The sequence below is a fragment of the Halomonas kalidii genome (assembly GCF_030010475.1).
GTDB lineage: Bacteria > Pseudomonadota > Gammaproteobacteria > Pseudomonadales > Halomonadaceae > Halomonas > Halomonas heilongjiangensis.
In genome coordinates this window covers 72,895-97,155 of sequence record NZ_JASCQN010000029.1, presented here as the reverse complement: position 1 = coordinate 97,155, position 24,261 = coordinate 72,895, and the positions used below count along the sequence as shown (strand labels likewise).

Genomic DNA, 24,261 nt, shown 5'->3' with positions numbered 1-24,261 from the left:
GTCAGCGGCGAGACCTTCTGGAAGATCCGCGAGTTGTGGCGCAGGCCGAGGCGCCACAGCGCCGGCTGGAGGGTCAGCGTGTAGCGGGTGCGGCGGTGGCCGCGGTCGCCGCGGCCGAACTCGGTGGCCACGCCGTGGATCCGGCGCAGCGCCTCGCCGTCCTGCCAGATGGTCAGGGTCAGCTCGCGGTCGAGGAAGGCCTCGGGCGAGAGGTCGCCGTCGCGGCTGGCGAGATTGACGACCAGCGCGAAGGGCGCCGAGAGGGTTTCGGTCAGCGTGAAGTCGACCACCGCCAGGTCGAGGTCGTCGGCCCCGGCGAGGGCCAGGGTGAACTGCAGTCCGGTTGCGTTGGCCATCTGGGCTTCCCTCCTGGAAGATGCTGGCGCGCCACGCCATAGCCCGGCAGGTTACGTGAGTGCCCCGGCATGGCAAGGGCGAACCGGCCGCTGAGGGCAATGGCTGACAGGGAATGTCGTCGATCGCTGACACGCCACGCGGCCAGCACTCGCTGAGCAAGCACTGGCCGCGTGACGCCAAGGGCGTGATGCCCCGCCCGCGCCTGAGAGTTTGCGAGCAGGGAGCGGGCGGGACATCACGCCAGGCTAACCCTCAGCCCTCGATCGGCGCGCGCCAGTCGTCGGAGCCGGAGGTGCCGGCGACGGTGTGCTCCCAGTCGATCTTGCGGTAGGCCAGGGAGACGTCCATCAGCTGGGTGAACTCGGCCTTGTGGATGTCCTGGGCATGGGGCATGCGCAGGTTGATGTCGACGATGGTGGCGTCGGTCAGGCTGGTGGTGAAGAAGTGTTCCTGCTTGCCTTCCACCGAGGTGCGGTACCACTTCAGCTCGACGTTGGGCAGCATCTCGCCGGAGGCCAGGGCGTTGTACATCAGCGGCACGGCCTTGTTCAGCGCCACGGTGAAGACGAACGGCTTGTGGGCGCGTTGGCCGGAGGGCTGGCCGGACTGCGGGTCGGTGGGCACGGTGACGACGTGCTTGAACTCCTGGACCAGCATCTCGTCTTCGTGGCCTTCCACGTAGATGTTGCCCACGGAATCGGGGGTGAAGGCCCCGGCGGTGATGTTGCCCTGGGTCTGGCCTTCGATGCTGATATAGCAAGGTGTCGGCATGAGTCTGCTCCTTGACGAGGTAAGAGAATGTCCGATGGACACCCCGTATAGAGCAGGCGGCGTGCCAATGTCGAGAAAATCATTGTCCATCAATTGATTAGCTGTTTTTTATGGAGCGGGGCTAAATGGGGTTAGGCAATGCGTTGCCCGGGACGGGCAAGAAGTTGCCCGCGGGGCCATTTCTTGCTCGCGACGCGGGGCGCTGTTGGCGGCCACGGTGAAAAAAGGCGGCCAAGGATGGCCGCCGTAAGCACTGCTTGCCATGAAAGGGTTATGACATCGTGAGAGTGGTCTCGGGCCGCGCACGACGCTTTCTGCCCGCGGGTACCTCTTGCTCCAACGACAGCCGCCGGTCGCACAGCCGCCCGATCAGCGCCGGGTCGTGGCTGACCAGCATCACGCCGCAGCGGCGCTCCCGGGCCAGTTCCACCAGCAGGGCGAGGGTCTCGCGCTGGGTGATGGGGTCGAGCCGCGAGGTGGGTTCGTCGGCGAACAGGAAGCGCGGTTCGAGCAGCAGCACCCGCAGGATGGCGAAGCGCTGCAGCTCGCCGCCGGAGATCTCCCCGGGACGGCGCGCCAGCAGCCGCTCGTCCAGCCCCAGGCGTGCCATCCAGGGGGGGATGGCGCGGCGATCGAGGCGATGACGGCGGACCAGGTCGTCGAGCAGCCGGCCGAGCGTCCAGTGGGGCGAGAAGGCCGCCGGCGGATCCTGGTAGAGCTTCTGCCGGCCGAGCGGCGAGCCCGGCGCATGGTGGATCTCCCCGGCGTCGGCGTGGGCCACCCCCAGCAGCATATCGCCCAGGGTGCTCTTGCCGCAGCCCGAAGGCCCGACCACGCCGACGATCTCGCCGGGATGGATGGCCAGCGAGAGGCCGCGGAACAGCTCGCGGCCGCCGCGGGCCTTGGCCAGCCCGGTGGCCGCGATCACGGGTGCGCCGCGGTCGCCCGAGAGCGGCGGCGGTGGCGGCCAGCGCGCCGGTTCGGCGGCCAGCAGGCGCTGGCCGTAGTCGCTCTGCGGTGACGAGAGCAGGCGCTCGGCCGGGCCGCGCTCGACCACCTGGCCCTGGCGCAGGATCGCCACCTCGCCGCCCAGGCGCCGGGCGACGTCGATGTCGTGGGTGATGGTCAGCAGGGCCCCACCCCGTTCCGGCGTGCGCGCCAGCAGTGCCACCACGGCGTCGCGGCGCGGCGCGTCGAGGCCCTTGGTGGGCTCGTCGGCGATCACGATGGTCGCGCCGCCGGCGCTGGCGGCGGCGAACGCGACACGTTGCGCCATGCCGCCGGAGAGCTCGCCGGGCAGCTTGTGCCCGGCCTCCGCCAGCCCCAGCTCGGCCAGGTCGGCCCTGGCCGCCTGGCGCGCTTCATGCTTGCCGCGACCGGCCACGTGGTGGTGGCTCTCGGCGACCTGGTGCACCGCCCGCATGGTCGGGTCCAGGGCGTGCCAGGGTTCCTGGGGCAGCAGCGCCAGGGTGCGGCCCCACAGCGGGCGGCGCGAGCGGCCGTCGGCGGCCTCGAAGGCCTCGCCGTCGATCGCCAGCCGGCCGCGGGCGGCGAGGCCGCGGGGCAGGGTGCCCATGATCGCCTGGGCGATCAGGCTCTTGCCGGAGCCGGTCTCGCCGAGCAGGGTCAGGCGCTCGCCCGGGGCCAGGGTGAGCGAGACCGGGGCGATGGTCACGCCATCGCCGTGGATCGCCAGGTCGTCGACCCGCAGCAGGGGTGTCGGGGGCATCATCGAGGTCATCGCGGGTCCCTCCCGGCCAGCAGGTTGAGGCTCATCACCAGCACGAACAGCACCAGGATCGGCTGGGCCATGGCCCAGGGGGCCTCGTGGTAGTAGGGCAGCAGCTCGATCATCATCAGCCCCAGTTCGGCGGTGGGCGGGCGCAGCCCGACGCTGACGAAGCCGAGCGCGGCCATGGCCAGGATCGCGCTGGCGGCGCCGAAGGCGGCCAGGGTCAGTACCTGGGGGGCGAGCTCCGGCCACAGGTGGCGGCGGAACAGGTAGAGCGGGCCGAAGCCCAGCAGGCGGCTCGCCTCGAGCTGAGGCGAGGCCGCCAGTGCCCGGGTGCGGGCGCGCACCAGGCGGAAGTACTCGATCCACAGCACCAGCGAGATGCCCACGTAGAGCGCCCAGAAGTTGCCCGGGGCGATGGCCACCAGCAGCAGCACCAGCAGCAGGCCGGGCAGCGCCAGGCAGGCATCGGCCAGGCTGCCCAGCCCCCGGTCCAGCCAGCCGCCGCGCCAGCCGGCGATCACGCCGAGCAGCACGCCGGGTACCGCGGCGGTGGCCACGCTGAGCAGCGCCATGCCGAAGGACAGGCGGATGGCGGCGGCCAGCCTGGCCAGCAGGCTGCGCCCCAGGTGGTCGGTGCCCAGCGGCTCGGCCAGCGTGGGCAGCTGCAGGATGCGGGTCAGCTGCTGGCGGGCCGGGTCGGCGTCGAAGAGCCACGGCACCAGCCAGGCGAAGGCCAGCAGCAGTGCCAGCAGCGCCGCCCCCAGGCGCTGGCGGGGGCCGAGCGATGGCAGGGGCAAGGCGCGGGATCGAAGCGCGAGGGTCGTCATGCGTGTCGCCTCCTGGGGTCGAGCAGGTGGCAGACGATATCCACCAGGGTGTTGAGCGCCACGAACAGCAGCCCCATGACCAGGGCGGTGCCCTGGATCATCGGCACGTCGCGGGCGACGATGGCGTGCACCAGGGCGTGGCCGATGCCGGGCCAGGCGAACAGCGTCTCGACCACCACCACGCCCTCGATCAGGTAGACGAACTGCACGCCGAGGTAGGCGATCACCGGTACCGCGGCGTTGCGCAGGCCATGGCGCAGGAAGCTGAGCCGCTCGCTGAGCCCCTTGGTGCGCGAGAAGGCGTAGTAGGCCGACTGGGAGACGTCGGCCATGGCGTTGCGCGCCACCCGGCTGGAGACCGCCGCCAGGGCCAGCGCCAGGGTCAGCGCCGGCAGCACGCTGTGGGCGGTGCGGCCGTGGCCGGCGGCGGGCAGCCAGCCCAGCGTCACCGAGAACAGCAAGATCAGCAGCAGGCCCACGGCGAAGGGGGGCAGGGCGCGCAGCACGCTGGCGGCGACTTCGCTGGCGCGGTCCAGGGCGCCGCGGGGCTTGAGGCCGGCGGCCAGGCCCAGCGGCGGCCCGAGCAGCAGCGAGAGCAGCACGGCGGACACCGCCAGCCCCAGCGAATGGCCGAGCTGGTGCCACAGCTCGTGGACCACCGGTGCGCCGCTGACCAGCGAACGGCCCAGGTCGAACTGCACCAGGTCCCATAGCCAGCCGAAATAGGCCGTGAACGCCGGCTGCTCCAGGGCCAGCTCGGCGCGTACCGCCTCGGCGGCGGCGCTGTTGACCATGTCGTGGCCATAGCGCCCGGCGGCGATACGATAGGCCATGTCGCCGGGCAGGGTACGGGTCAGCACGAAGGTCAGGGTGCCGACCATCCACGCCACCAGCCCGGCCTGGAACAGCCGCTGCAGCAGCAGGCCGCCCACCCCCTTGCCACGCCCCCTGCCGACGGCTGCCTGTGTCAGGGTGGCGCTCATTCCGACCACCTCAGCTCGTCGATGCGGTAGCTGCGTTCCAGCGCGTCGATGGAGAAGCCCTCGAGCGTGCCGTTGACCGCGGCGGTCTGCTGGTACCAGGCCACGGGAATCACCGGCATCGCCTCGTGCAGGCGCCTGGCGACCCGGGTCGCCAGCTCGGCGCGGGCGTCGGGGTCGGCCTCATGGCGCAGGGAGTCGAGCCAATCGGCCAGCTCGGCATCCGACCAGCCCATGGCGCCCCAGTCGCCGCCCATGGCGTCCGGATCGCTGCCGAAGTCGTCGAGCAGCGTGCCCAGCGGGTCGGGCACCAGGCCGTAGTTGCGGGCCATCAGCCCCAGCTCGAGGCTGCCGTCGCGGTGGCCGGAGGGGATCTCGCTGGCGTTGCCCACCGCCACCTCGAGATCCACGCCCAGCTCGCGCCACTGGTCCTGCAGGGCGGTGGCCACCAGCGGCAGCTCCGGGCGGTCGGAGAAGGTGCGCAGGGTCAGCCGGAAGGGCTCGCCGTCGCGCTCGAGGATGCCGTTGCCGTTGGCCTCCCAGCCCAGCTCGGCCAGTAGCCCCCGGGCCTGGTCGAGGTCCCGGGCCGCATCGGCCTCGAGGCCCAGGTGCCAGGGCCCGAGGCTTTCCGGGAACAGCTCGGCGGCCGCGGCCTCCGGGTGGCGCAGCAGGCCGCTGGCGATGCCGGGGCGATCGATGGCCAGGCCCAGCGCCCGGCGGGCGCGGTCGTCGTCGAGGAAGGGGTGGCCGGCATTGGTCTTGAGCACGATGGTGCGCGGCAGCGGTTCGGCGTGCAGGTCGAGCCGGTCGTGGCGGGAGAGCCGCGCCTGGCTTGCCGGGTCGAGGGTGAAGACGATATCGGCGTCGCCGCTCTCGGCCATCAGCGCGCGGGTCTCGCCGCGGCCCACCGCCAGGTAGCTGGCGTGTTCGATCTCGGGGGCCTCGCCCCAGTAGTCGTCGAAGCGGCTCACCGTGAGCCGTTGGGGCGGTGTCAGGGACTCGACCCGATAGGGGCCACTGGCGATCATCTCCGTCACCTGGCCATCGTCGCCGTAGGCCGCGGGGGCCAGGATCAGGGTGGTCGAGTGGGCGAGCAGCGCCGGCAGCGGCGCGAAGGCTTGCGCCAGGCTTATCACCACCTGGTCGCCGTCGGCCTCGATGGCGGTGATCGGCGCCGAGTCGAGAATGCCCGGCTTGGCCAGGGCGTGTTCGAGGCTCGAGACGACGGCCTCGGCGGTGACCGGCGAGCCGTCATGGAAGCGGGCGTCGTCGCGCAGGGTGAAACGCCAGCCGAGGCCATCGTCGTCCTGGTGCCAACGGGTCGCCAGCCCCGGCGCGGGCCGGCCGTCGGCGTCGGTGTCGACCAGGGTCTCGGCGACCCGCATGCGGCCGAACACATAGCCCGAGGTGGAGGGATCGGCACCGGTGATCTCCCAGGGGGCGACGATATCCAGGCTGCGGGCATCGGCCAGGGCAGCGGTGGAGCTCAAGGCCAGGGCGAGGCCGGCGAGTAGGGGGCGGGGAGGGAACATCTTGTGCAGTCTTCCTTGGTGGGTATGTCGTTGAAAGCGGTGTCGGTGGCGCCGGTTCGGTCGCCTGATCCGGGGCGACGCATCCGGGGTGGGTCACCCGGGGTCAAGGGCCAGCAGCAGGCGCGTCTCGCCGGGGACCGGCCGCGGGCTGCGATGCACCAGGCCGCGGCCCTCGTTGCCGATCCAGCCGTCGCCCTTGAGCAGCGCCAGGTCGCCTGCGCCGAGCCGCCCGATCGCGGCGGGGTCGGTGACGATCGCCGGCTTGTCGGCGCGGGGCGCGCCCAGGCCGGCACGATTGACGGCGTGCTCGGGCAGCCACTCGCTGCCGGGGCCGGCGTAGGTGGTCACCAGGCGTACCGGCAGGTTGTCGACGTGGAAGCGCGGGCACATGGCCTCGTCCAGGCGACGCAGGCGGATGCCGATGGTCCCGGTATCGAACAGGAAGGCCAGGGCGCTGGCGATGGTGCCGATGTCGTCCAGCAGGGCCGCGGCCCGATCCGGCGCCGGCAGGTGGCGCCGCAGGTCGGCTCGCATGGCCTCGCCGGGAGCGCCGCGCCAGTGCCAGTCCAGCTTGGCCGCGGGCGGCAACTGGGCCGCCACGCTGTCACGCAGCGCCTCCGGCAGCGTGCGCTCCATGACGGCGAGGGTGATATCGTCCTCGAAGATACGGGGCAGCACGCCGATGTCGTGACCGTAGGCCCAGTGGGGGCAGTCCGGGGGCATGGGAAGCGGGGCGACCATGGCGAGGCTCTCGTCGGCAGAAAAATAAAGGTTACTATATAACATAACAAGGGGGCTCTCGGACAATGCCCGGACACGACATGAGGACGGCATCCTCGCCAGCGTCCAGCGCATGGCTGTCGGCGACCCGGCGGTTGCCGTTTGTCTGCTAACCTCCTAGCCTGTCGTCACGATCACGCCCCGTCGGCCTCCTGGACCGGCGGGGTGGTTTTTTGGGCGCCGGCTAGCCGGAGGGGCGGGGAGGTCTCCATGTCATCGTCGTTGAAGGGCATCCTGTTCATGTGTGCGGGCGTCTTCTGCCTGGCACTCGGCGACGCCATCGCCAAGTGGCTGGGCGAGGTGCATTCGCCGCTGCAGATCATCTTCTTCCGTACCCTGGTGTCGCTGCCGCTGATCGCGCTGCTGGCGCATTTCGGCGGCGGCCTGCGCAAGCTGCGCACCCGCCGGCCCGGCGTACACCTGGCCCGCGGGCTGATCTACACCGGCACCATGGTCTTCTTCGTGCTCGGCCTGACCCTGCTGCCGCTGGCCGAGGCCACGGCCATCGCCTTCGCCGCGCCGCTGTTCGTCACGCTGCTCTCGGTGCCGCTGCTCGGCGAAAGGGTCGACCGCCAGGTGCTGGCGGCCTCGTTGCTGGGCTTTGCCGGGGTGCTGGTGGTGGTGCGGCCGGGCGGCGAGGGTTTCCACTCCGGCGCGCTGGTCATGCTGGCCGCGGCGGTCTTCTATGCGTTGCTGATGATCACCTCGCGGCGCTACGGGGGCCGCGAGCATCTCTGGGCCATGGTCTTCTACATCACCCTGGTGCCGCTGATGGTGACCACGGTCACCCTGCCCTGGGTGTGGCAGACGCCGCATCCCTGGCACTGGCTGGGGTTTCTCGGCTCGGGGATCGTCGGTATCGGAGCGACGGCGTGCATCACCCTGGCGTTTCGTTTCGCGCCGGCGGCCATCGCGGCCCCCTTCGACTACAGCGCCATGCTCTGGGCGGTGCTGCTGGGCTGGTGGTTCTGGGGCGAGATGCCCGACCTCTGGGTCTTCGTCGGCAGTCTGCTGATCATCGGCAGCGGCCTGGCGATCGCCTACCACGACCGCCGCACGACGCTGAAGCGCCGCCCCACCTCCTGAGGACGATCAGCGCGACGCGAAGAAGGCCCGGGCCGCGGCCTCGGGATCGGGTTGGCCGCAGATCGCCGAGATCACCGCCAGGCCGTCGGCCCCCGCCGAGCGCACCGCCGCGGCATGCTCGGCCGTGAGGCCGCCGATGGCCACCGTGGGCAGGGGGCTGGCGGCGACCAGCGCGGCCAGGCCGTCGAAGCCCAGCGGGCGCGCGTGGTCGTGCTTGGTGGGGGTGGCGAACACCGGGCCCAGGCCCAGGTAGTCCAGCGGGCCCGGATCGAGGCGGGCGAGCTGGCCGTGGGTCTGCACCGAGAGCCCGAGGATCGCCCGCTCGCCCAGGGCGGCGCGGGCGGCGGCCACGTCGCCGTCGTCCTGGCCCAGGTGCAGGCCGTCGGCCCCGGCGGCCAGGGCCACCTCGAGGCGGTCGTTGATGATCAGCGGCACGCCGCTGCCGGCGAGTGCGGCCTTGAGGCGGCGGGCCTGGTCGATCAGCTCGGCCGTGGAGGCGTGCTTGTCGCGCAGTTGTACCAGCGTCACGCCGCCGCGCACGGCGGCGACCACCGTGTCCACCAGCCCGCGGTCGGCGCAGAGGCCGGGGTCGGTGACCAGGTAAAGGGAAAGGTCGATTGGCATGCTGTCCTCCCGGCGGGGAGGTACAGGCAAGCGGAAGGCCGTCGCTGCACGACTCCCTACGCCGGCATTATCCGGGTCAGGTTCCGAGGGTACCTCTCAGCCGCTGCGCGGTGTCGCCGCGGCGCCCCTGTCGTCGGCTTCCTACTATCCATGCCGGTCGTGCTCCTGTAAAGCCGCCGGGCTCAGGCCAGCAGGTGAAAGCCGGCCAGGGTGAGCAGGCTGGCCTGGGTCAGGCTGAGGCAGTCGTTCCGCAGCCTGCCTGGGCCAGCCTCGTTCGCCACGGTGTCCCGGTCCTCCGGCCACAGCAGGGCCATGACGCCTGCGGCCAGGCTGATCATTCCCAGTGGCAGGTCCACGAGCTGCCAGCTCGCCGTCAGCCCTCCGATGCCCAGCAGCAGCAGGCCCGCCACCGTCAGCAGGCCGGCGCGCAGGAGGGGATCGATTCGTCTGGCTCTCATGCCGCCTCCTCCCTCACGACCGCGACGCGCTTCTGCTCCCGGTTCCACTTGCCCTGCGGCTTGTCGATGTACTGGAAGTGCTCATTGGTGAAGCTGCCCTGGGTGCAGGCGTAGCGGTAGAGCACGGTGTCCAGGCTGCCCATGTCGAGCACGCGGTTGAACACCCCGGGGCCGGTCATATCGAAGACGCCCTCGAGCGTGTTCGCTTCGATATTGGCGTTGATCGCCCGGATCACGGCCTCCAGCTCGGGAGAGTGGGGCCTGCTGGCGATGAAGAAGTTGTTGAGCGCGTCGCGCTTGGTCCTGATGAACAGCGACTGCCGATCGGATCCGAGCAGCCGGCCGAGCGGCCATGTCAGGTGGGCGTCGATATCCAGGTAGACGCCGCCATGCGCCTGCAGCACCAGGACCCGCCAGAAATCCGCCTGGGCGGCGCCGATCTGCAGCCGGGAATAGTGCCGAACTATCTCGCCGGGGTAGTACTGCGCGATGAAGTCGGCACGGGCCGCCGTCGTCATGAAGCGGTACTCGAAGTCGGGCGCCATGAGGCGGTTGAACAGGTAGTTCAGGTAGACCGGCAGGGTCACGCGGTCGGTGAAGTTGGTCTGCCAGAGGACGCGGGGAATGGTGGCTGGCCGCCGGCTCCGGATCAGGGGGCTGGCTCGAGCCGGCAGGGTGAAGCGCGTGTCGGGATAGGCGTAGTGAAAGGCGTAGCACGCGACCTTGAGCAGGTTGGCAATGAGCTTGATCAGTCGATTGGTCAACAATCTATGCAGCGGCTTCATGGGGGGACCTGTGGTGTCGGATTCGAGAGCACGCGCAGCGGGTTGCGCCGCGTCTCGACACCATCGTGCGGGGTGAAGCTTAAGGCTGACTTAACAAGAGATGACGATCCGGCGTCAGTCGAGTTCTTTGCGTCGTGGCAGCAAGGCCATGGCGCGCAGCCCCCGGTCGGGGGCGTCTTCCAGCACCAATCGTCCACCATGGCGCTGCAGCAGCCGGTCGACGATGGAGAGCCCCAGGCCGGCACCGGCGCCCGGGCCGGCCCGATGGAAACGCTCGATCACCCGCTGGCGCGCCTCGGCCGGGATGCCGGGCCCCTGGTCGTCGACACACAGGGCGACCCGGTCATCGCCCGCCGACAGCGTGACGCGGATCGTCCCGCCGTCGGGTGAGTGCTGCAGGGCGTTGCTCACCAGGTTCTGGATCAGGGTATCGATGGCACCGGGTTCGACCCGAAGCTGCCAGTCGGCATCCTCGTCGGCGTCCAGGCGTATCTCGAGGCCACGTTCGGCGGCCAGCGGCGAGAGCTTGGCCAACGCCTCCCGGGTCTCCTGCAGCAGGTCGCCGTCGCGTCCGGTCTCGGTGGTGTCGTCCTCGGGGTCGAGGCGGGCCAGGGTGAGCAGTTGGGCGACCAGGCGGGTGGCCCGGGCGACGCCGTCGCGCAGCTCGTTCAGCGCCTCGCGGCGATCCTCGGGATCCCCGGCGGCCAGGGCGTTCTGGGCGTGCAGGTCGAGCACGGCCAGGGGGGTGCGCAGCTCGTGGGCGGCATCGGCGATGAAGCGCTTCTCGCGGATGCGCAGCAAGCGGATGCGCTCGAGCAGGCGATTGAGGGCGCCGGCGATGGTGTCCAGCTCGCGGGGCAGGGGGTGCAGGATCAGCGGCTGCAGGTTGTGCGGGTCGCGCCGGCGAATCTGCTCGGCCATCCGCGAGAGTGGCTTGAGGCCCCAACCGATCGCCCACCACAGCAGCAGGGCGAGTACCGGCAGCCCGAGCAGGTCCGGCATCAGGGTACGCAGGGCGATGAGGGTCACCAGTTCGCCGCGGACGTCCTCACGCTCTCCCACCAGCACGCGCAGCGGCCGTTCGGGATTGCTCAGGGCGTAGACCCGCCAGCCGTGCCCCTCCAGGCTGGCATCCTGGTAGCCCTCGGCCTGCGCCGTGAGCGGTGCCTCCGGCGCGCTGGCCGAGCGCAGCAGCAGGGTGTCGTCCTGCCAGATCTGGAAGGTGAGCTTGCTCTCGTAGCGGTGCCCGGCGATGCGCTTGTCGGCCTGATCGGCCCGCTGCAGGGCGCTGTCCAGGCTGGCCAGCAGGGCATCGCGCTGATCGGCGGCCAGCGGGGCCTGTACCAGCCCCTCCAGCAGGCGGGCGTTCTGGGCCAGGTTGGCATCGAACAGCTCCTCCACCTCATGGGCGGCGTCGCGGTAGCTGGTGATGCCGATCGCCAGCATGCTCAGGCCGAACACCAGCAATACCACCCCGAGGGTGCGGCGGCGGATCGAGATCACGAGGCCTTGTCCAGCACGTAGCCGATGCCGCGCAGCGTGCGGATCAACTCGGGAAAGAGCTTGCGGCGCAGGTGGTGGATGTGCACCTCGATGGCGTTGCTCTCGACCTCCTCGTCCCAGCCGTAGACCAGCCGGGTCAGGGTGTCGCGGGTGAATACCCGGCCCGGGTGGCCGAGAAACTCCTGCAGCAGGGTGAACTCGCGACGCGAGAGCGTCACCGGCTCGCCGCGGTAACTGACGCTTCGGGTGCCCGGGTCGAGCCGGATGCCGCGCACCTCCAGCACGTTGCTGGCCAGCCCCTGGCTGCGGCGCAGCAGGGCGCGCAGGCGTGCCTTGAGTTCGCCGACCTCGAAGGGCTTGACCAGGTAGTCGTCGGCGCCGGCATCCAGGCCGCGGATACGGTCGTCGATGGCGTCCCGGGCGGTCAGCACCAGCACCGGCACGCGGTTGCCGCGGCGCCGGACGGCCTCCAGCACCTCGAGGCCGTCGAGCCCGGGCAGGCCAAGGTCGAGGATCACCGCATCGAAGGGCTCTTCGCCCTTCAGGGCGGCCAGGGCCGAGCGGCCGTCGGCGAGCAGGTCGACGGTGTAGTGCTCCGGCTTCAGGGCCAGGCGAATCCCCGCCGCCAGGCTGGGGTCGTCTTCCACCAGCAGTATGCGCATAGCGTGTCCCGAATCACTCCTGTCGCTGACCGAGCAGTTGGTGGTGCGTCTCATGGCATCCCGCGTCGGCGGGGTTGCAGCCGGGGCGGAGTGACCTCAGGGCGCCGGCGCGGCGGCGCCGAGGAAGCGGTCCTGCCAGTAGGCGACCTGCAGCGGCACGCTGACCACTTCGCGGCCGCGGCCCGGGGCGTGGATCATCTGGCCGTTGCCGCGGTAGATGCCGACATGGGTGGCCTTGCGGCGGTCGCCGAAGAACAGCAGGTCGCCCGGGCGGGCCTGGCGCACCTCCGGCAGTTCGCGGTACTGGTCGTCGGCGGTGCGCGGCACCGCGATGCCGGCGCTGCGATAGACCAGCTCGACCAGGCCGGAGCAGTCCAGGGCCTCGGGGGTGTTGCCCCCCAGGCGATAGGGCGTGCCGAGGGCCTGCTCGGCGGAGGCGAGGATCAGTGCCCGCTCGAGGGAGAGGCCCTCGCCGGGGGCGGTGTCGCGGGTGGCCAGCTCGCGGCCGGCGCAACCGGCCAGCATCAGCAGCGCCATGCCTGCCGCCAGCAGGGGCAGGGCCGGGCCGAAGACGGGGCGACGCCGGTGGGCGGCGCGACGGGGCGTGCAGGGCAGGTGGCGCATCGAACGGCATCACTCGCTGATGGTCATGCCCCTACATTAGCCCGAGGTGGTCAGGAGCGAAAGGCGATGCGCGTGCCGTAGGTCAGCCGCTCGTCGGGGGTGATGGCGTGTCCCGGCACACCGATCATCTCGTCGCCGCACTGGTCGGCCCAGGTCAGCACGCCATGGGTCAGGCCCAGGTCGCCGAGCACGTCCTGGATCTCGCCGGTGCCGAGGAAGGTCCAGGTCTTGCCGTCGGCGTCCGCCAGCTCCGAGACCCCGTTGGCATGGTGGAAGCGCACGATGTAGATGCCGTCCTGGGACTCGACCTCGACGATGGGCGAGAGGCCGTGGGACAGCGCGTGGGACAGTTCCTTCAGGGTGAGGTGATCACCCAGGCTCATGTCGATGGCGGTCATGGTGAACCCTCGACTCGTTCCGATTTCAGGGGCGTACCCTCATCAATGTAGGCGCAGGGGGATGGGCCGGCCAGCCCCCTGGCGATACGGCAGGCATTCGCCTCGCTCACGCCCTGCGATGCCAACCGCGTGACCCTCCTCTCACGGCGTCGACAGCGTCATTTCGCCGCGCAACGGCCGGCTCATGGCCTCGCGCAGGGCGTCGCCCGCGAGCCCCCTGCCCAGCAGCACCTGCAGCTTGGTCACGGCGGCTTCCGGTGTCATGTCCCGACCGGCGACGACGCCGGCGGCATTCAGGGCGGCGCCGGTGGCATAGGCGCCCTGATGGACGCGCCCCTGGTGACACTGGGTCAGGTTGACCGTGGCCAGGCCTCGCGCCGTGGCCCGCTGCAGGCCGGCCAGGAGGCGTCCCTCCTGGCTCGGCGGATTGCCGACGCCATAGGTCAGCAGCACCAGGCCCCGGAGCCGGGCATCCTCGAGCATCGCCTCCGCCAGGCGAGCCGACATGCCGGGATGGCAATGGAGCACGCCGACGCGGTCGGCCTCGAAGGCGACCGGCGAGAAGTCCGGCGTGCCCCCGGGCAGGGCCGATGCCTGGCCAAGCCGCAGATCGATGCCGGCTTCGCCCAGCCAGGGGGCATTGGGCGAGTCGAAGGCATCCAGGCCCTGGCTGCGCACCTTGCGCGCGCGGTTGCCGCGCAGCACCCGGTCATGGAAGACGACGCAGACCTCGCGCGGCGCCCCGGGGGCAACGGCCGCCTGCATCGCCGTGGCGACGTTGCCCGGCGCATCGCTGCGCGGCTCGCCCAGGGGGATCTGGGCGCCGGTCAGCATGACCGGCTTGTCCAGGGCGCCGAGCATGAAGGAGAGCGCCGAGGCGGTGTAGGCCAGGGTATCGGTGCCGTGCAGGATCACCACGCCGTCGTGGGCGTCCCAGTGGCGTGCCAGCACGGCGACGATCCGGTTCCACGCCTCCGGGGTCAGGTCGGCGCTGTCGATGGCCGGCTGCAGCTCCACCAGCCGATACCCGGGGAGTGTCGCACCGCCATGGGCCGCCAGCTGGGTCGCCAGCCGTTCGGCGAAACCCTCGCCGGGCCTGTAGCCAGCGGGGGAGGGCCGCATGCCGATGGTGCCGCCGGTGTACAGGATCAGCAGGCGCGGCATGGTCAGGGCTCCAGGTGCGGGGCCAGCATGGACCGGGGGCTCAGCAGGCGGTCCAGCTGGGCCGCGTCGAGCAGCCCCTCGGCGAGGGCCTGCTCGCGGAGGGTGGTGCCGCTGTGCAGCGCCGCCCTGGCGAGGCGCGAGGCATCGGCGTAGCCGATGTGCGGGACCAGTGCGGTGACGATGCCGATGCTCGCCTCCACATGGCGGGCGCACTGGTCGCGATTGGCCTGGATGCCCTCGATGCAGCGTGTCTGGAGCATGTGGCAGGCTTCGCACAGCATGCGCATGGCGTTGAGCAGGTTGTAGACGATCAGCGGCTCCATGGCGTTGAGCTGGAGCTGGCCGGCCTCGGCGGCCAGGGTCACGGCCAGGTCGCCGGCGATCACCTGATAGACCGTCTGGTTCACCGCCTCGGGGATCACCGGGTTGACCTTGCCCGGCATGATCGACGAGCCGGGCTGCACGGCGGGGAGGACGATCTCGCCGAGGCCGGTGCGTGGCCCGCTGGAGAGCAGCCGCAGGTCGTTGCAGATCTTGCCCAGCTTGAGGGCGAAGCGCTTGAGGATGCCGGACAGGTAGACGAAGGCCCCCATGTCCGAGCTGGCCTCGACCAGGTGCGAGGCCGGCACCAGGGGCTTGCCGGAGATGGCCGCCAGGCGTGCGACCGCCAGGGCCTGGTACCGGGGGTGGGTGTTGATGCCCGTGCCGATGGCGGTGCCGCCGAGGTTGACTTCGCACAGCAGCCGGCAGGCGTCGTGGAGGCGGTCGATGTCCTCGCCCAGGGTCACCGCGAAGCCCTCGAACTCCTGCCCCAGCGTCATCGGTACCGCGTCCTGCAGCTGGGTGCGGCCCATCTTCACGATATCGGCGAACTCGGCCCCCTTGTCCTGCAGGGCATCGCGCAGCGCGGCGATGGCGTCCCGCAGCGGCTCGGCGGCGAACTGCAGGCTCAGGCAGGCCGCCGTGGGGTAGGCGTCGTTGGTCGACTGGGCGCGATTGACGTCGTCGTTGGGGTGGAGGTGGCGGTACTCCCCCCGAGCGTGGCCCAGCTTGCTCAGCGCCAGGTTGGCGATGACCTCGTTGGCGTTCATGTTGGTGGACGTGCCGGCGCCGCCCTGGATCAGGTCGACCACGAACTGGTCGTGCAGGGCGCCGTCGATGATGTCCTGGCAGGCGGCCTGGATCGCCTCGGCCTTGTGCGGCTCGAGGGTGCCCACCGCCTGGTTGGCGTGGGCGGCGGCCGCCTTGACCATCGCCAGGGCCCGCACCAGCTCGGGGAAATGGCTGATGGGGACGCCGGTGATCCTGAAGTTGTCCAGGGCTCGCTGGGTCTGGATGCCGTACCAGACGTCCTGGGGCAGTGTCATTTCGCCCAGCAGGTCGTGTTCCAAACGTGTCGTCATGAAGCTTCCACCGGTAAGGGACAGGGGGGCCAGCCCTGCCGGGAAGGCAGGGCCGGCAGGCCGTGGCGGTTCAGTCGCCGGCGCTTGCCGGCTGGCCGGGGGCGCGAGCTTGCAGGCGCTCGAGGTCCTCGGGCTCGAGCTCCCAGGCGCGCGGATCCAGATCGAGCTCGGGGTGCCGGCTGGCGTCGAAGATCGGCTGGTCGATGCCCTGGCGGATCTGGTCGTCGAAATCCCTGAGGATGCGCAGCCCGGGCTTGAACAGCAGGATCAGGGCGACCAGGTTGGCGACCGCCAGCAGGCCCATGGTGACGTCGGCGAAGCCGAACACCGTGCTCAGGTCGGTGGTAGCGCCCCAGCACACCAGCAGCACGATGGCCACGCGGAAGGCATTGAACAGCTTACGGTTGTCGCGGCTGAAGAAGTTGAGGCTGTTCTCGCCGAGGTAGTAGTTGTAGAGGATGGTGCTGAAGGCGAACAGCAGCAGCGCCACGCTGACGAAGCTTCTGCCCCACTCGCCGACATGATCGGCCAGCGCCGCCTGGGTCAGGGCGATGCCCGCCACGTTCTCGCCGCTGCCCGGCACATAGGCACCGCTGAGCAGGATCAGGAAGGCGGTGGCGGAGCAGATGATCAGGGTGTCGATGAACACCGAGAAGGCCTGCACGATGCCCTGGTTGGCCGGGTGAGGGACATAGGCCACGGCGGCCACGTTCGGGGCGCTGCCCAGGCCCGCCTCGTTGGAGAACAGGCCGCGCTTGAGGCCCATCATGATGGCCGCGCCGATGCCGCCACCCACCGCCGGCTCGAGGCCAAAGGCGCTGTTGACGATCAGCGCGATCACCCCCGGCAGCTTGTCGATATTCATGCCCACCACGATCAGGGCGACCAGCAGGTAACCGACGGCCATGAAGGGCACCAGCACCTCGGAGATTCGCGCGATACGCTTGATGCCGCCGAAGATGATCAGGCCGACCAGGATGGCCAGGGCGATGCCGCTGTAGAGCACCGGCACGCCGAAGGCGTCCCCGAAGGAGGTGGCCACGGCATAGGACTGCAGGGCAGTGAAGGCGAAACCGAAGGTGAGCAGCAGCAGCACGGAATAGAGGCCCGCCAGCCAGCCCCAGCGCCGACCCAGCCCCTTGACGATGTAGTAGGCCGGCCCGCCGCGGTAGGTGCCGCCGGCCTCGGCCTGCTTGTAGGTCTGGGCCAGGGTGCACTCCAGGAAGCTCGTGGCCATGCCCATCAGGCCGACCAGCCACATCCAGAAGATGGCGCCCGGGCCGCCCAGGGTGATGGCCACGGCGACCCCGGCGATGTTGCCGCCGCCGACCCGGCCGGCGACCGACAGCACCAGCGCCTGGAAAGAGCTGAGGTGGCCATGCTTGTCGCGCCGGAAGGCCTGGCTGGCCCCGAGGATCCGGAACATACGGCCGAAGTAGCGAAACTGGACGAATCGGGAGGCGATGGTGAAGCCGACACCGACGGCCACCAGCAGTACGAGGAGTATCTTGCCCCACAGGAGCTCATTGAGAAGATCAAGCATGGTACGTCTCCGCTGTTGTGTTGTTGAGAGCGTGAGACGATTGAAGCAGCCGCGAGGCGCCGTGGGATTTGGCGCTGCGTTGCACTCCAGTGCACTATCCGCCAAGGTGAGTGCATCAGACTGCACCACCCTGCGTGGCGCACTGGGAGCCCTCCACATGCATGACGATTTCGTCGCCAACCTGCGGCTGCTGTGCAGCTACTACCCCTCCATCGCCGAGGTGTGCCGGCGGCTGGAGATCAATCGTGCCCAGTTCAACCGGTACCTGACGGGGCGCTACCGGCCCAGGCATGCCGCCATGGGACGCGTCTGCGCCTTCTTCGGCGTGGAGGAGCATGAGCTCTATCTGCCCCACGACGACTTCCGCACCCTGGTGCAGGCGGGCCGTGCGGCCCGGGGGTCACCCAGGGGCGGCGGCGTGGCGTGGCCCGATGAGCTGCTCGAGCGTGGCCGCGAGGGCATGGCGCGCTACCTGGGGTGCTACTTCGAGTACTACCACTCGATGTCACGCCCCGGGCACCTGATCCGCACCCTGGTGTGCCTGGAGGAGCGCGAGAGCGGTATCGTCTACCAGCGCACCGAGCGCATGCAGACCCCGGCCAATAGCCGGCCCTTCCACAACCGCTACCGGGGCGTGGTCGTCAGGCTGGCCGACCGGATCTTCCTGGTGGATCACGAGACCCTCAACGGCCACGAGGTCACCCAGACCATCCTCTTCCCGAGCTTCCGGAGCCAGGTGACCCGGCTCACCGGGCTCAAGCTCGGCGTGGCGGACAACAGCGAGCGCATGCCGTGCTGCGTGCGGGTCCTCTACGAGCGACTCGACGAGCAGGTGGGCCTGCGCCAGGCGCTGTCGCAATGCGGGCTGCTGGCCCTCGACGATCCCGGCCTGGATGCCGAGCTGCTGGCCGCGGTGCGCAACGACGTGGCGCCCGGCGAGCAGCACTTCCGGGCCCGGCACCAAGGCGATGGGTAACGCGCCATGGGGTCAGGCGAAGGCGTAGACATCCATGGCCAGCACGCCGTGCTCGATGCTGTGGTGCAGGCGCTGTGCCGGGCCGCCGGCGCCCAGCGCCACCAGCAGCGGCTGGAAGTGCTCGGGGGTGGGGTGGTTCTCGCGGGCGTGGGGGGCCTGCTCCCAGGCGAGCAGGGCATCGCGGTCGGCGGTGGTCAGCTTCTCGTGCACCCAGTCGATGAACTCGCCGACCCAGGGCGGCATCGGCGTGCCCTGCACCTGCATCTCGCTCAGGTTATGGGTCAGGCTGCCTGAACCGATCACCAGCACGTTCTCCTCGCGCAGCGCGGCGAGCTTCTCGCCCAGTTCGACCAGCTCGGCATTGGACCAGGTGGTGGGCAGCGACAGCGACACCACCGGGATGTTCGCCTCGGGGAACATCAGCGACAGCGGCACCCAGGCGCCGTGGTCGAGACCGCGCGCCACCGGCACGGCGTTGAGCTCCCGGGCCAGGCGCCTGGCCAGCTCCGGCTCGCCGGGGGCGGGGTACTGGCACTCGTAGAGCTCCCGCGGAAAGCCGCCGAAGTCGTGGATGGTCTCGGGGTGGGCGCTGGTGCTCACCAGCAGCTGGCGGCTCTCCCAGTGGGCCGAGACCACCACGATGGCCGAGGGGCGGTAGTGCTTGCCCTGCTCGCGCAGGAAGTCGTTGGCCGGCCCCGGCGTCAGCGCCAGCATGGGGGAGCCGTGGGAGATAAACAGGCTGGGTAACATGGGGAGACTCCTGTGAACGGGGTACGCCTGCCCAGGATGGGCAGGCGCAGGGTGACTCGAGTGGCTCAGGCGAAGCGGCGGCTCAGGGTCAGGCTACCGCTGCCGAGGCCGGCTTGCACCAGAAGGGCGATGGCCCAGAACACCGGGAACTCCCAGCCGCCGCCTTCGTTGGAGAACACCCAGCCGTTGCCCAGGTGGACCCAGGCGGCGCCGAGCAGCACCGGCACCAGCGCCAGGCTGATCCAGCGGGTGTAGAGGCCGAGGATCAGCGCCAGGCCGCCGCCCACCTCGGCGAGGATGGTCAGGTGGGCGAGAAAGCCGGGCAGCCCCAGGGACTCGAAGTAGCCCACGGTGCCGGGAACGGTGAAGAGGAAGACCTTCATCAGGCCATGGGCCAGGGTCATGACGCCGAGCGCGATGCGCAGCAGGGCGATGGCGTGGGGCTGCAGGTCGTTGGCCCGGGTCAGGGCGGCAGTTTGGGTCGTCATGGTGATGATCTCCGTCAGGAATGTTGTGTTGTGTGCCGTTGATGGTTGTCACTCTACTCGACACCTGCACGGAGATAATCTGCGTGATTCGCAAATGACTGTTGCGATTTATGGGGCAGTCGCTGGCGCCGGCTACCGCCGCTGCTCCCCTTATTCCAGCCCCAACCCCAGTTCCCGTTCCCAATGGGGTGGCTCCCCCCAGGCCTCGGCCAGCAGCTCCAGGAAGTGCTCGACCTTGGCCGGGAGGTGGCGGCGGGCGGGGTAGAGCCCGTGGATGTCCAGGGTCACCGGGGGTTCATGGGACAGGATCGGCACCAGGCGGCCGCTGCGGACGCTCTCGGTGACCAGGAAGCTCGGCTGCTGGACGATACCGAGCCCCAGCTCGGCGGCCTGGGTCAGCACGTCGCCGTTGTTGCTCTCCAGCGGGCCCCGCACGCTGAGGTCGCTGCCGCCGAACTGCCAGTCGGTGCCACTGTGGCCGGAGCGGTAGCGCAGGCAGCGGTGACGCTCCAGCTCCGCCAGGTCGCGCGGCTCGCCATGCTCGGCCAGGTAGCCGGGCGAGGCGCACAGCAGCAGGCGGCAGCGGGTCAGGCGGCGGGCCACCAGGCTGGAGTCGGGCAGGCTGCCGATGCGGATCGCCAGGTCGTAGCCCTCCTCGAGCAGGTCGACCCGGCGGTCGTTGAGGTCGAGGCGCACCTCGAGGGCCGGGTGTTCCACCATGAAGCGGGCCACCAGCGGGGCCAGGTAGCGAGTGCCGAAGCTCATCGGGCCGTTGACCCGCAGCCGGCCGCGGATCTCGCTGGCACCGCGCCCGACCTCGGCCTCGGCCTCCTCCAGCGCCTGCAGGATGCCCAGGGCCCGGGCCAGGTAGCGCTCGCCGGCCTCGGTGAGGTGGAGGCGACGCGTCGTGCGCTGCAGCAGGCGCACCCCCAGGTGCTCCTCCAGATCCATCACCTGGCGCGACACGCGGGTGCGCGACAGGTCCAGCGCCTCGGCGGCGCGGGTATAGCTGCCCAGCTCGGCGACCCGAACGAAGGCGGTCATGGCATCCAGCAGGTTCATCGGTCAGTACCCCGTCATCTCCAGATAGCCCTCGCCCAGGGCCTCGTCGCTGTCATGGTCGCTGACCGTCACCTCGCCCTCCCAGTAGGGCACCGAGGTGGCCATCCAGCGTTCGCTGTGGCGCGCCTCGACCACCAGGTCGAGCCCCTGGGCCGGCAGCTCGAGCCGCCAGCGGGTGGGCAGCTCGCGGCCGGCGACGAGGCTGGTGCTCAGTGGCGTCAGGCGCAGTCCTCCCTGAGCGACCGGGGTGGCAGCGCCGTCGGGTGCGATCACATTGCCGAACAGGAAGTCGCCGCCGGCCTCGCCACCGCCCCGCAGCCGGTAGGCCATCAGCTTGTGGCCGCTGTCGAGATGCAGTGCTACCCAGTCCCAGCCACTCTGCTCGGGCTCGAGCAGCTGGCTGCTCCACTCCCGGTCGAGCCAGCCGCGGCCGCTGACCGCGCGGGTCTCGCCGTCGAGCATCACCTCCCCCTCGATGCGCCAGAAGGGTTGGCTGTAGTACATCGAGCCCTGGCCGTCGGCGGTCTTCTGGCTGAACCCGGCCTCGCCGTGCAGCACCAGCGGCCCCTCGGCGGTGAGCTCGAGCCGGTAGCCGAAGCCGCCGTGCGCGTCATCCTGGTGGGCGACCAGGGTTAGCCGTTCGAAGGTATCGGCGTCGGGATCGTCCACCCGGCTCTCGAGCCGCCAGTCGTCGAGCCAGGCGGCAAAGGGCTGGGCCCGGACGCCGGCCTGGCCATCGGCCTGCCGGGAGTGGCTGCGAGCGAAGCGCTCGGCGACCCGGTGGGTGGCGCCCCGGGAGACCGCCATATGCGCCATCCACAGCTGGTCGGTGGCCCAGGGGGCGGGCGCGGGACGCTCTTCCGGCGGCGCCTCTGGCGGGGGAGCCAGGGCCTGGCGGAACAGTGTCCACTGCAGCCCCAGCGGCTCGCCGGCCTCGTCCTTCAGGTTGGCGGTGAGGTACCACCACTCGATGCGGGTGGCGGGGTGGGGGCCATGATCCTCGGGGAAGCGCAGCGTCATCCCGGGGCTCGCCGGCACGAAGCCTTCGCTTGCCTCGCCGAGCCCGGCGAAACCGGGCGTCTCGCCGGGCGGCGGCTCGCCCCCGCAGCCGACGAGCGCCAGCACGACCAGCAGGCCCGGCAGCATGTCCCTGAGCGTCATGTGGCCTCCTCCTCGGCCAGCAGGGCGCGGGGCGGGATGCGCCACAGCGCCAGGGCCGGCAGCACGGTGGCCAGCAGCGCCACCGCCACGGCGGTGGCCAGGGTCAGCAGGATCTCGCCGGGAAACAGCGACAGCGGCAGGCGCCAGCCGAAGGCGGCCACGTTGATCACCTTCACCAGCCCCGCCGTGACGGTGATGCCCAGCGGCACGGCGAGCAGGCCGGTGGCCAGCGCCGCGCCACCCAACTGGGCGAGTTGGCTGCCCACCAGGCGCCTGCGCGGCACGCCCAGCGCCCAGAGCGGCGCCAACTGGCGGCGGCGCTCCCGGGCCTGGGCCAGCAGGCTGGCGAGCAGCGCGAGCGCCGCCACGGCGAGGGTCAGGGTGCTCAGCGCCCGGGTGATGGTGAAGGTGCGCTCGAAGATGTCGGTGGAGAGGCGCTTCACCTCACTCTGATCGAGCAGGGTGTCGCTGTCCGCGCCGAAGCGGGCGGTGAGGGCGCCGCGCAGGGCGGCCTCGTCGGCGTCGGCGCGCAGCGCGATGCCCACCGAGCCCGGCGGCGCCCGGTAGTGCTCGGCGAGGCGCGGCGTGGCCAGCAGCACCTCGCCGCGGGGGTTGCCGTAGTCGGGGTAGATGGCGGCCACGGTCAGCGTCTCGCGGCGGCCCGTGGCGTCGAGGGTGATCCGGTCGCCCGGCGCCAGCCCGGTGGCGATGGCGAGCTGCTCGTTGATGAAGGCCCCACCCTCGCGGAAGGCCTGCCAGGCCGACTCGCGCCCCTCCCGGGTCGCCAGCAGCGGCCAGCTCGTCACGAGCCGCTCGCCCGGGGTGATGCCGTAGAGGCCGACCGGCAGGGGCCCGGGGGCGTCGCCGCCGGCGTCGCGCAGGGTGGCCTCGGTGCGCCGGGTGGCCAGCAGCTCGTCGACCTCCGGCCGGTCGGCGAGCCAGGCGTGGATCTCGTCGTAGCGCTCCGCCGGCGGGCGCAGATAGAGGTCCGCCACCAGGCGCTGGTCCAGCCAGTCGAGGAAGGTCAGGCGAAAGCCGCCCACCATGCTGCTCACCCCCAGGTTGGCGGAGAGCGCGATCAGCAGCGCCATCATCGCCAGCGCCAGGCGCGGCAGCTGCAGCTGCAGGTCGGCCAGGCCCCACTGGAGCAGGGCCCGTCGCCGGGCGAGGCGCGCGAGCCCGGCCAGGCCCAGCGCCAGCAGCGGCGGCAGCCAGAGCGCACTGGCGAGCAGCAGCATGGCCATCAGGCCGAAGCCGGCCAGCAGCCCCTCGCCGGGCGGCTGGCGCACAAGCCAGGCCCACAGCGCCAGCCCGGCCAGGGCGCAGGCGGCACCGGCGGCGGCCATCAGCCGCAGCTGGCGGTGGTAGCCGGTGCGCCAGGCCTGGGCCTGGCCGAGGCCCAGCACGCCGAGCCGGGCGGCCCGCCACAGCACGCCGCTGCCGGCCAGCAGCAGGCCGCCGAGGGTCACCGCCAGCCCGCCGAGCCAGTAGTGCCAGGGCAGCTGCAGCTCGGCCGCCACCCCGGCGCCGTAGAGGCTGTCGAGGGTGGCGGCGACGTCCGGCAGCAGAACCCGGGCCAGCCAGACGCCGCTGACGATGCCGGCCAGGGCGCCGAGGAACCCCAGCAGCACCAGCTCGAGCAGCAGCAGGCCGACCAGGCGGCGGCCGGGCACGCCCAGCGCGCGCAGGGTGCGCAACATGCCCAGGCGCTGCTCCAGGGCCAGGCCGAGCGCCGCCTGGACGATGAACAGCCCGACCACCAGGGCCAGCAGCGCCATGGCGGTGAGGTTGAGATGGAAGCTCTCGGTGAGCTGGCCCGGCGAAACCAGGGTCGTCGCCCGGGACAGGACCAGGCCGTCCGGCGCCTCGGCCAGGGCGTCGGCGGCGGTGACCAGCCGCGTGAGCGTCTCGCCGGTGTCGAGCAGGGCTGCGGCGGCGGCGATATCCATCACCAGGGTGTCGGGGGGCAGCGCGGGGGCCGGGGCCAGGGGCGGCAGCCGCCGGCCGTCGAGGACGGGGGTGGCGCCTGCGGCGTCGCGGGCCGCAACGCCCAGGGCCGGCAGGGTGTCCGGGGCCAGGCGGGTCTGCCACGGCGGGGTGAGAAAATCCGTCAGTTCACCGGGACTGCCCGCCGCGGCGAAGGCGCTGTCGCCGGGCAGGGTCAGCGGGTCGATGCCGATCACCGTCAGCCGGGTGCCGTCGGCGGCCTCCAGCTCGCCCTCGAGCAGCGGCGACACCGGCAGCCCGGCCCGGCGCAGGGCCAGGAAGTCGTCGCGGGTCAGCGGGGCGCCGTCGCGGCGCTCGAGACGGTCCATCCCGGTGGAGAACAGCGCCTCGGCGCGGGCGTAGCTGTCGCGGGCCGAGGCATTGATCGCCTGCACGCTGCTCCACAGGGCGCTGGCCACCCATAGCCCCAGCAGCAGCATGGCCAACTGGCCGGGGTGGCGGCGATAGTGCGAGAGCAGGGTGGCCAGGGTGGTGAGCATGGGGGCACGAGGGTGAGGTTCGACCGGGGCCCAGTGGCCCCTTGTGCCGGCATCGTCTCACAGAAGCGGCGAGGCGGGGAGTGGCAGGCGCCGCGCGCTCTCGACG

General features: G+C 71.2%; 24 protein-coding genes and 1 riboswitch. Of the genes, 2 read left to right on the top strand and 22 right to left on the bottom strand.

Translation table 11 applies throughout. From position 1 onward, the window contains the following. From QLQ85_RS07705 to QLQ85_RS07675, 7 genes are all read right to left on the bottom strand, one after another. Nucleotides 1–356, bottom strand: a 356-nt coding sequence (locus QLQ85_RS07705) for a contractile injection system protein, VgrG/Pvc8 family (RefSeq protein ID WP_282738455.1), incomplete at its 3' end; no start/stop codon positions are given. A 253-nt stretch (nucleotides 357–609) separates the two neighbouring features. Further along, entirely contained in the window at nucleotides 610–1,128 is a 519-nt protein-coding gene (locus tag QLQ85_RS07700; RefSeq protein WP_282738454.1) for an Hcp family type VI secretion system effector, read from the bottom strand. 271 nt (nucleotides 1,129–1,399) lie between these two features. After that, nucleotides 1,400–2,869: an ABC transporter ATP-binding protein gene (locus QLQ85_RS07695; RefSeq protein ID WP_282738453.1), complete on the bottom strand. Its 1,470-nt coding sequence runs from the start codon at nucleotides 2,867–2,869 to the stop codon at nucleotides 1,400–1,402. Continuing rightward, nucleotides 2,866–3,690 carry an ABC transporter permease gene (locus QLQ85_RS07690; protein WP_282738452.1) on the bottom strand — a complete coding sequence of 275 codons (825 nt, stop codon included), beginning with the start codon at nucleotides 3,688–3,690 and terminating at the stop codon, nucleotides 2,866–2,868. Before QLQ85_RS07690 ends, QLQ85_RS07695 begins: the two co-directional genes overlap by 4 nt. After that, nucleotides 3,687–4,673 carry an ABC transporter permease gene (locus tag QLQ85_RS07685; protein WP_282738451.1) on the bottom strand — a complete coding sequence of 329 codons (987 nt, stop codon included), beginning with the start codon at nucleotides 4,671–4,673 and terminating at the stop codon, nucleotides 3,687–3,689. The genes QLQ85_RS07690 and QLQ85_RS07685 overlap by 4 nt, the downstream gene beginning before the upstream one ends. After that, on the bottom strand, nucleotides 4,670–6,202 hold the full coding sequence (locus QLQ85_RS07680; protein WP_282738450.1) for an ABC transporter substrate-binding protein: 1,533 nt from the start codon (nucleotides 6,200–6,202) through the stop codon (nucleotides 4,670–4,672). The genes QLQ85_RS07685 and QLQ85_RS07680 overlap by 4 nt, the downstream gene beginning before the upstream one ends. 93 nt (nucleotides 6,203–6,295) lie before the next feature. After that, nucleotides 6,296–6,943, bottom strand: coding sequence for a DUF1826 domain-containing protein (locus QLQ85_RS07675; protein ID WP_282738449.1), 648 nt, complete (start codon nucleotides 6,941–6,943; stop codon nucleotides 6,296–6,298). A gap of 249 nt (nucleotides 6,944–7,192) precedes the next feature. Here QLQ85_RS07675 and QLQ85_RS07670 point away from each other — a divergent pair, with 249 nt between their 5' ends. Then, the gene (locus tag QLQ85_RS07670; protein ID WP_240569720.1) at nucleotides 7,193–8,068 is read left to right on the top strand and encodes a DMT family transporter; all 876 of its coding nucleotides are present in this window, start codon (nucleotides 7,193–7,195) and stop codon (nucleotides 8,066–8,068) included. Between the two features lie 6 nt (nucleotides 8,069–8,074). Here QLQ85_RS07670 and thiE read toward each other — a convergent pair whose 3' ends face one another. From thiE to QLQ85_RS07620, 10 genes are all read right to left on the bottom strand, one after another. Continuing rightward, nucleotides 8,075–8,692, bottom strand: coding sequence for a thiamine phosphate synthase (thiE, locus tag QLQ85_RS07665; RefSeq protein WP_282738448.1), 618 nt, complete (start codon nucleotides 8,690–8,692; stop codon nucleotides 8,075–8,077). Between the two features lie 36 nt (nucleotides 8,693–8,728). Beyond that, nucleotides 8,729–8,831, bottom strand: a riboswitch (TPP riboswitch). A 43-nt stretch (nucleotides 8,832–8,874) separates the two neighbouring features. Continuing rightward, the gene (locus tag QLQ85_RS07660) at nucleotides 8,875–9,150 is read right to left on the bottom strand and encodes a hypothetical protein (RefSeq protein WP_282738447.1); all 276 of its coding nucleotides are present in this window, start codon (nucleotides 9,148–9,150) and stop codon (nucleotides 8,875–8,877) included. Next, the gene (locus tag QLQ85_RS07655; protein ID WP_282738446.1) at nucleotides 9,147–9,935 is read right to left on the bottom strand and encodes a glycosyltransferase family 32 protein; all 789 of its coding nucleotides are present in this window, start codon (nucleotides 9,933–9,935) and stop codon (nucleotides 9,147–9,149) included. The genes QLQ85_RS07660 and QLQ85_RS07655 overlap by 4 nt, the downstream gene beginning before the upstream one ends. 114 nt (nucleotides 9,936–10,049) lie before the next feature. Beyond that, nucleotides 10,050–11,438, bottom strand: a complete 1,389-nt coding sequence (locus QLQ85_RS07650) for an ATP-binding protein (protein WP_282738445.1) — start codon at nucleotides 11,436–11,438, stop codon at nucleotides 10,050–10,052. Then, entirely contained in the window at nucleotides 11,435–12,100 is a 666-nt protein-coding gene (locus QLQ85_RS07645) for a response regulator (protein ID WP_282738444.1), read from the bottom strand. Before QLQ85_RS07645 ends, QLQ85_RS07650 begins: the two co-directional genes overlap by 4 nt. 96 nt (nucleotides 12,101–12,196) lie before the next feature. Beyond that, nucleotides 12,197–12,637 (bottom strand): C40 family peptidase, encoded by a 441-nt coding sequence (locus QLQ85_RS07640; RefSeq protein ID WP_407650365.1) that lies wholly within the window; start codon nucleotides 12,635–12,637, stop codon nucleotides 12,197–12,199. A 137-nt stretch (nucleotides 12,638–12,774) separates the two neighbouring features. Further along, nucleotides 12,775–13,122: a hypothetical protein gene (locus tag QLQ85_RS07635; protein ID WP_282738443.1), complete on the bottom strand. Its 348-nt coding sequence runs from the start codon at nucleotides 13,120–13,122 to the stop codon at nucleotides 12,775–12,777. Between the two features lie 141 nt (nucleotides 13,123–13,263). Further along, nucleotides 13,264–14,286 carry an asparaginase gene (locus QLQ85_RS07630; protein ID WP_282738442.1) on the bottom strand — a complete coding sequence of 341 codons (1,023 nt, stop codon included), beginning with the start codon at nucleotides 14,284–14,286 and terminating at the stop codon, nucleotides 13,264–13,266. A gap of 2 nt (nucleotides 14,287–14,288) precedes the next feature. Beyond that, nucleotides 14,289–15,689 carry an aspartate ammonia-lyase gene (locus tag QLQ85_RS07625; protein ID WP_282738441.1) on the bottom strand — a complete coding sequence of 467 codons (1,401 nt, stop codon included), beginning with the start codon at nucleotides 15,687–15,689 and terminating at the stop codon, nucleotides 14,289–14,291. A 70-nt stretch (nucleotides 15,690–15,759) separates the two neighbouring features. Beyond that, the gene (locus QLQ85_RS07620; RefSeq protein ID WP_282738440.1) at nucleotides 15,760–17,232 is read right to left on the bottom strand and encodes an alanine/glycine:cation symporter family protein; all 1,473 of its coding nucleotides are present in this window, start codon (nucleotides 17,230–17,232) and stop codon (nucleotides 15,760–15,762) included. A gap of 157 nt (nucleotides 17,233–17,389) precedes the next feature. Between QLQ85_RS07620 and QLQ85_RS07615 the strand changes: the two genes are divergently transcribed. Then, nucleotides 17,390–18,208, top strand: coding sequence for a helix-turn-helix domain-containing protein (locus tag QLQ85_RS07615; RefSeq protein ID WP_282738439.1), 819 nt, complete (start codon nucleotides 17,390–17,392; stop codon nucleotides 18,206–18,208). A gap of 12 nt (nucleotides 18,209–18,220) precedes the next feature. On the opposite strand, the gene QLQ85_RS07610 is transcribed toward QLQ85_RS07615, so the two are convergent. From QLQ85_RS07610 to QLQ85_RS07590, 5 genes are all read right to left on the bottom strand, one after another. Next, entirely contained in the window at nucleotides 18,221–18,958 is a 738-nt protein-coding gene (locus tag QLQ85_RS07610; RefSeq protein ID WP_282738438.1) for a dioxygenase family protein, read from the bottom strand. Nucleotides 18,959–19,023: 65 nt separating this feature from the next. Beyond that, nucleotides 19,024–19,446: a DoxX family protein gene (locus QLQ85_RS07605; RefSeq protein ID WP_282738437.1), complete on the bottom strand. Its 423-nt coding sequence runs from the start codon at nucleotides 19,444–19,446 to the stop codon at nucleotides 19,024–19,026. Between the two features lie 150 nt (nucleotides 19,447–19,596). Beyond that, complete coding sequence (locus tag QLQ85_RS07600; protein ID WP_282738436.1) at nucleotides 19,597–20,508, bottom strand: LysR family transcriptional regulator; 912 nt, start codon at nucleotides 20,506–20,508, stop codon at nucleotides 19,597–19,599. Between the two features lie 3 nt (nucleotides 20,509–20,511). Beyond that, nucleotides 20,512–21,669: a lipocalin-like domain-containing protein gene (locus QLQ85_RS07595; protein WP_282738435.1), complete on the bottom strand. Its 1,158-nt coding sequence runs from the start codon at nucleotides 21,667–21,669 to the stop codon at nucleotides 20,512–20,514. Then, a complete protein-coding gene (locus tag QLQ85_RS07590; protein ID WP_282738434.1) occupies nucleotides 21,666–24,155 on the bottom strand; it encodes an ABC transporter permease in 2,490 nt (829 codons plus the stop codon). The genes QLQ85_RS07595 and QLQ85_RS07590 overlap by 4 nt, the downstream gene beginning before the upstream one ends. Between the last annotated feature and the right edge of the window lie 106 nt (nucleotides 24,156–24,261).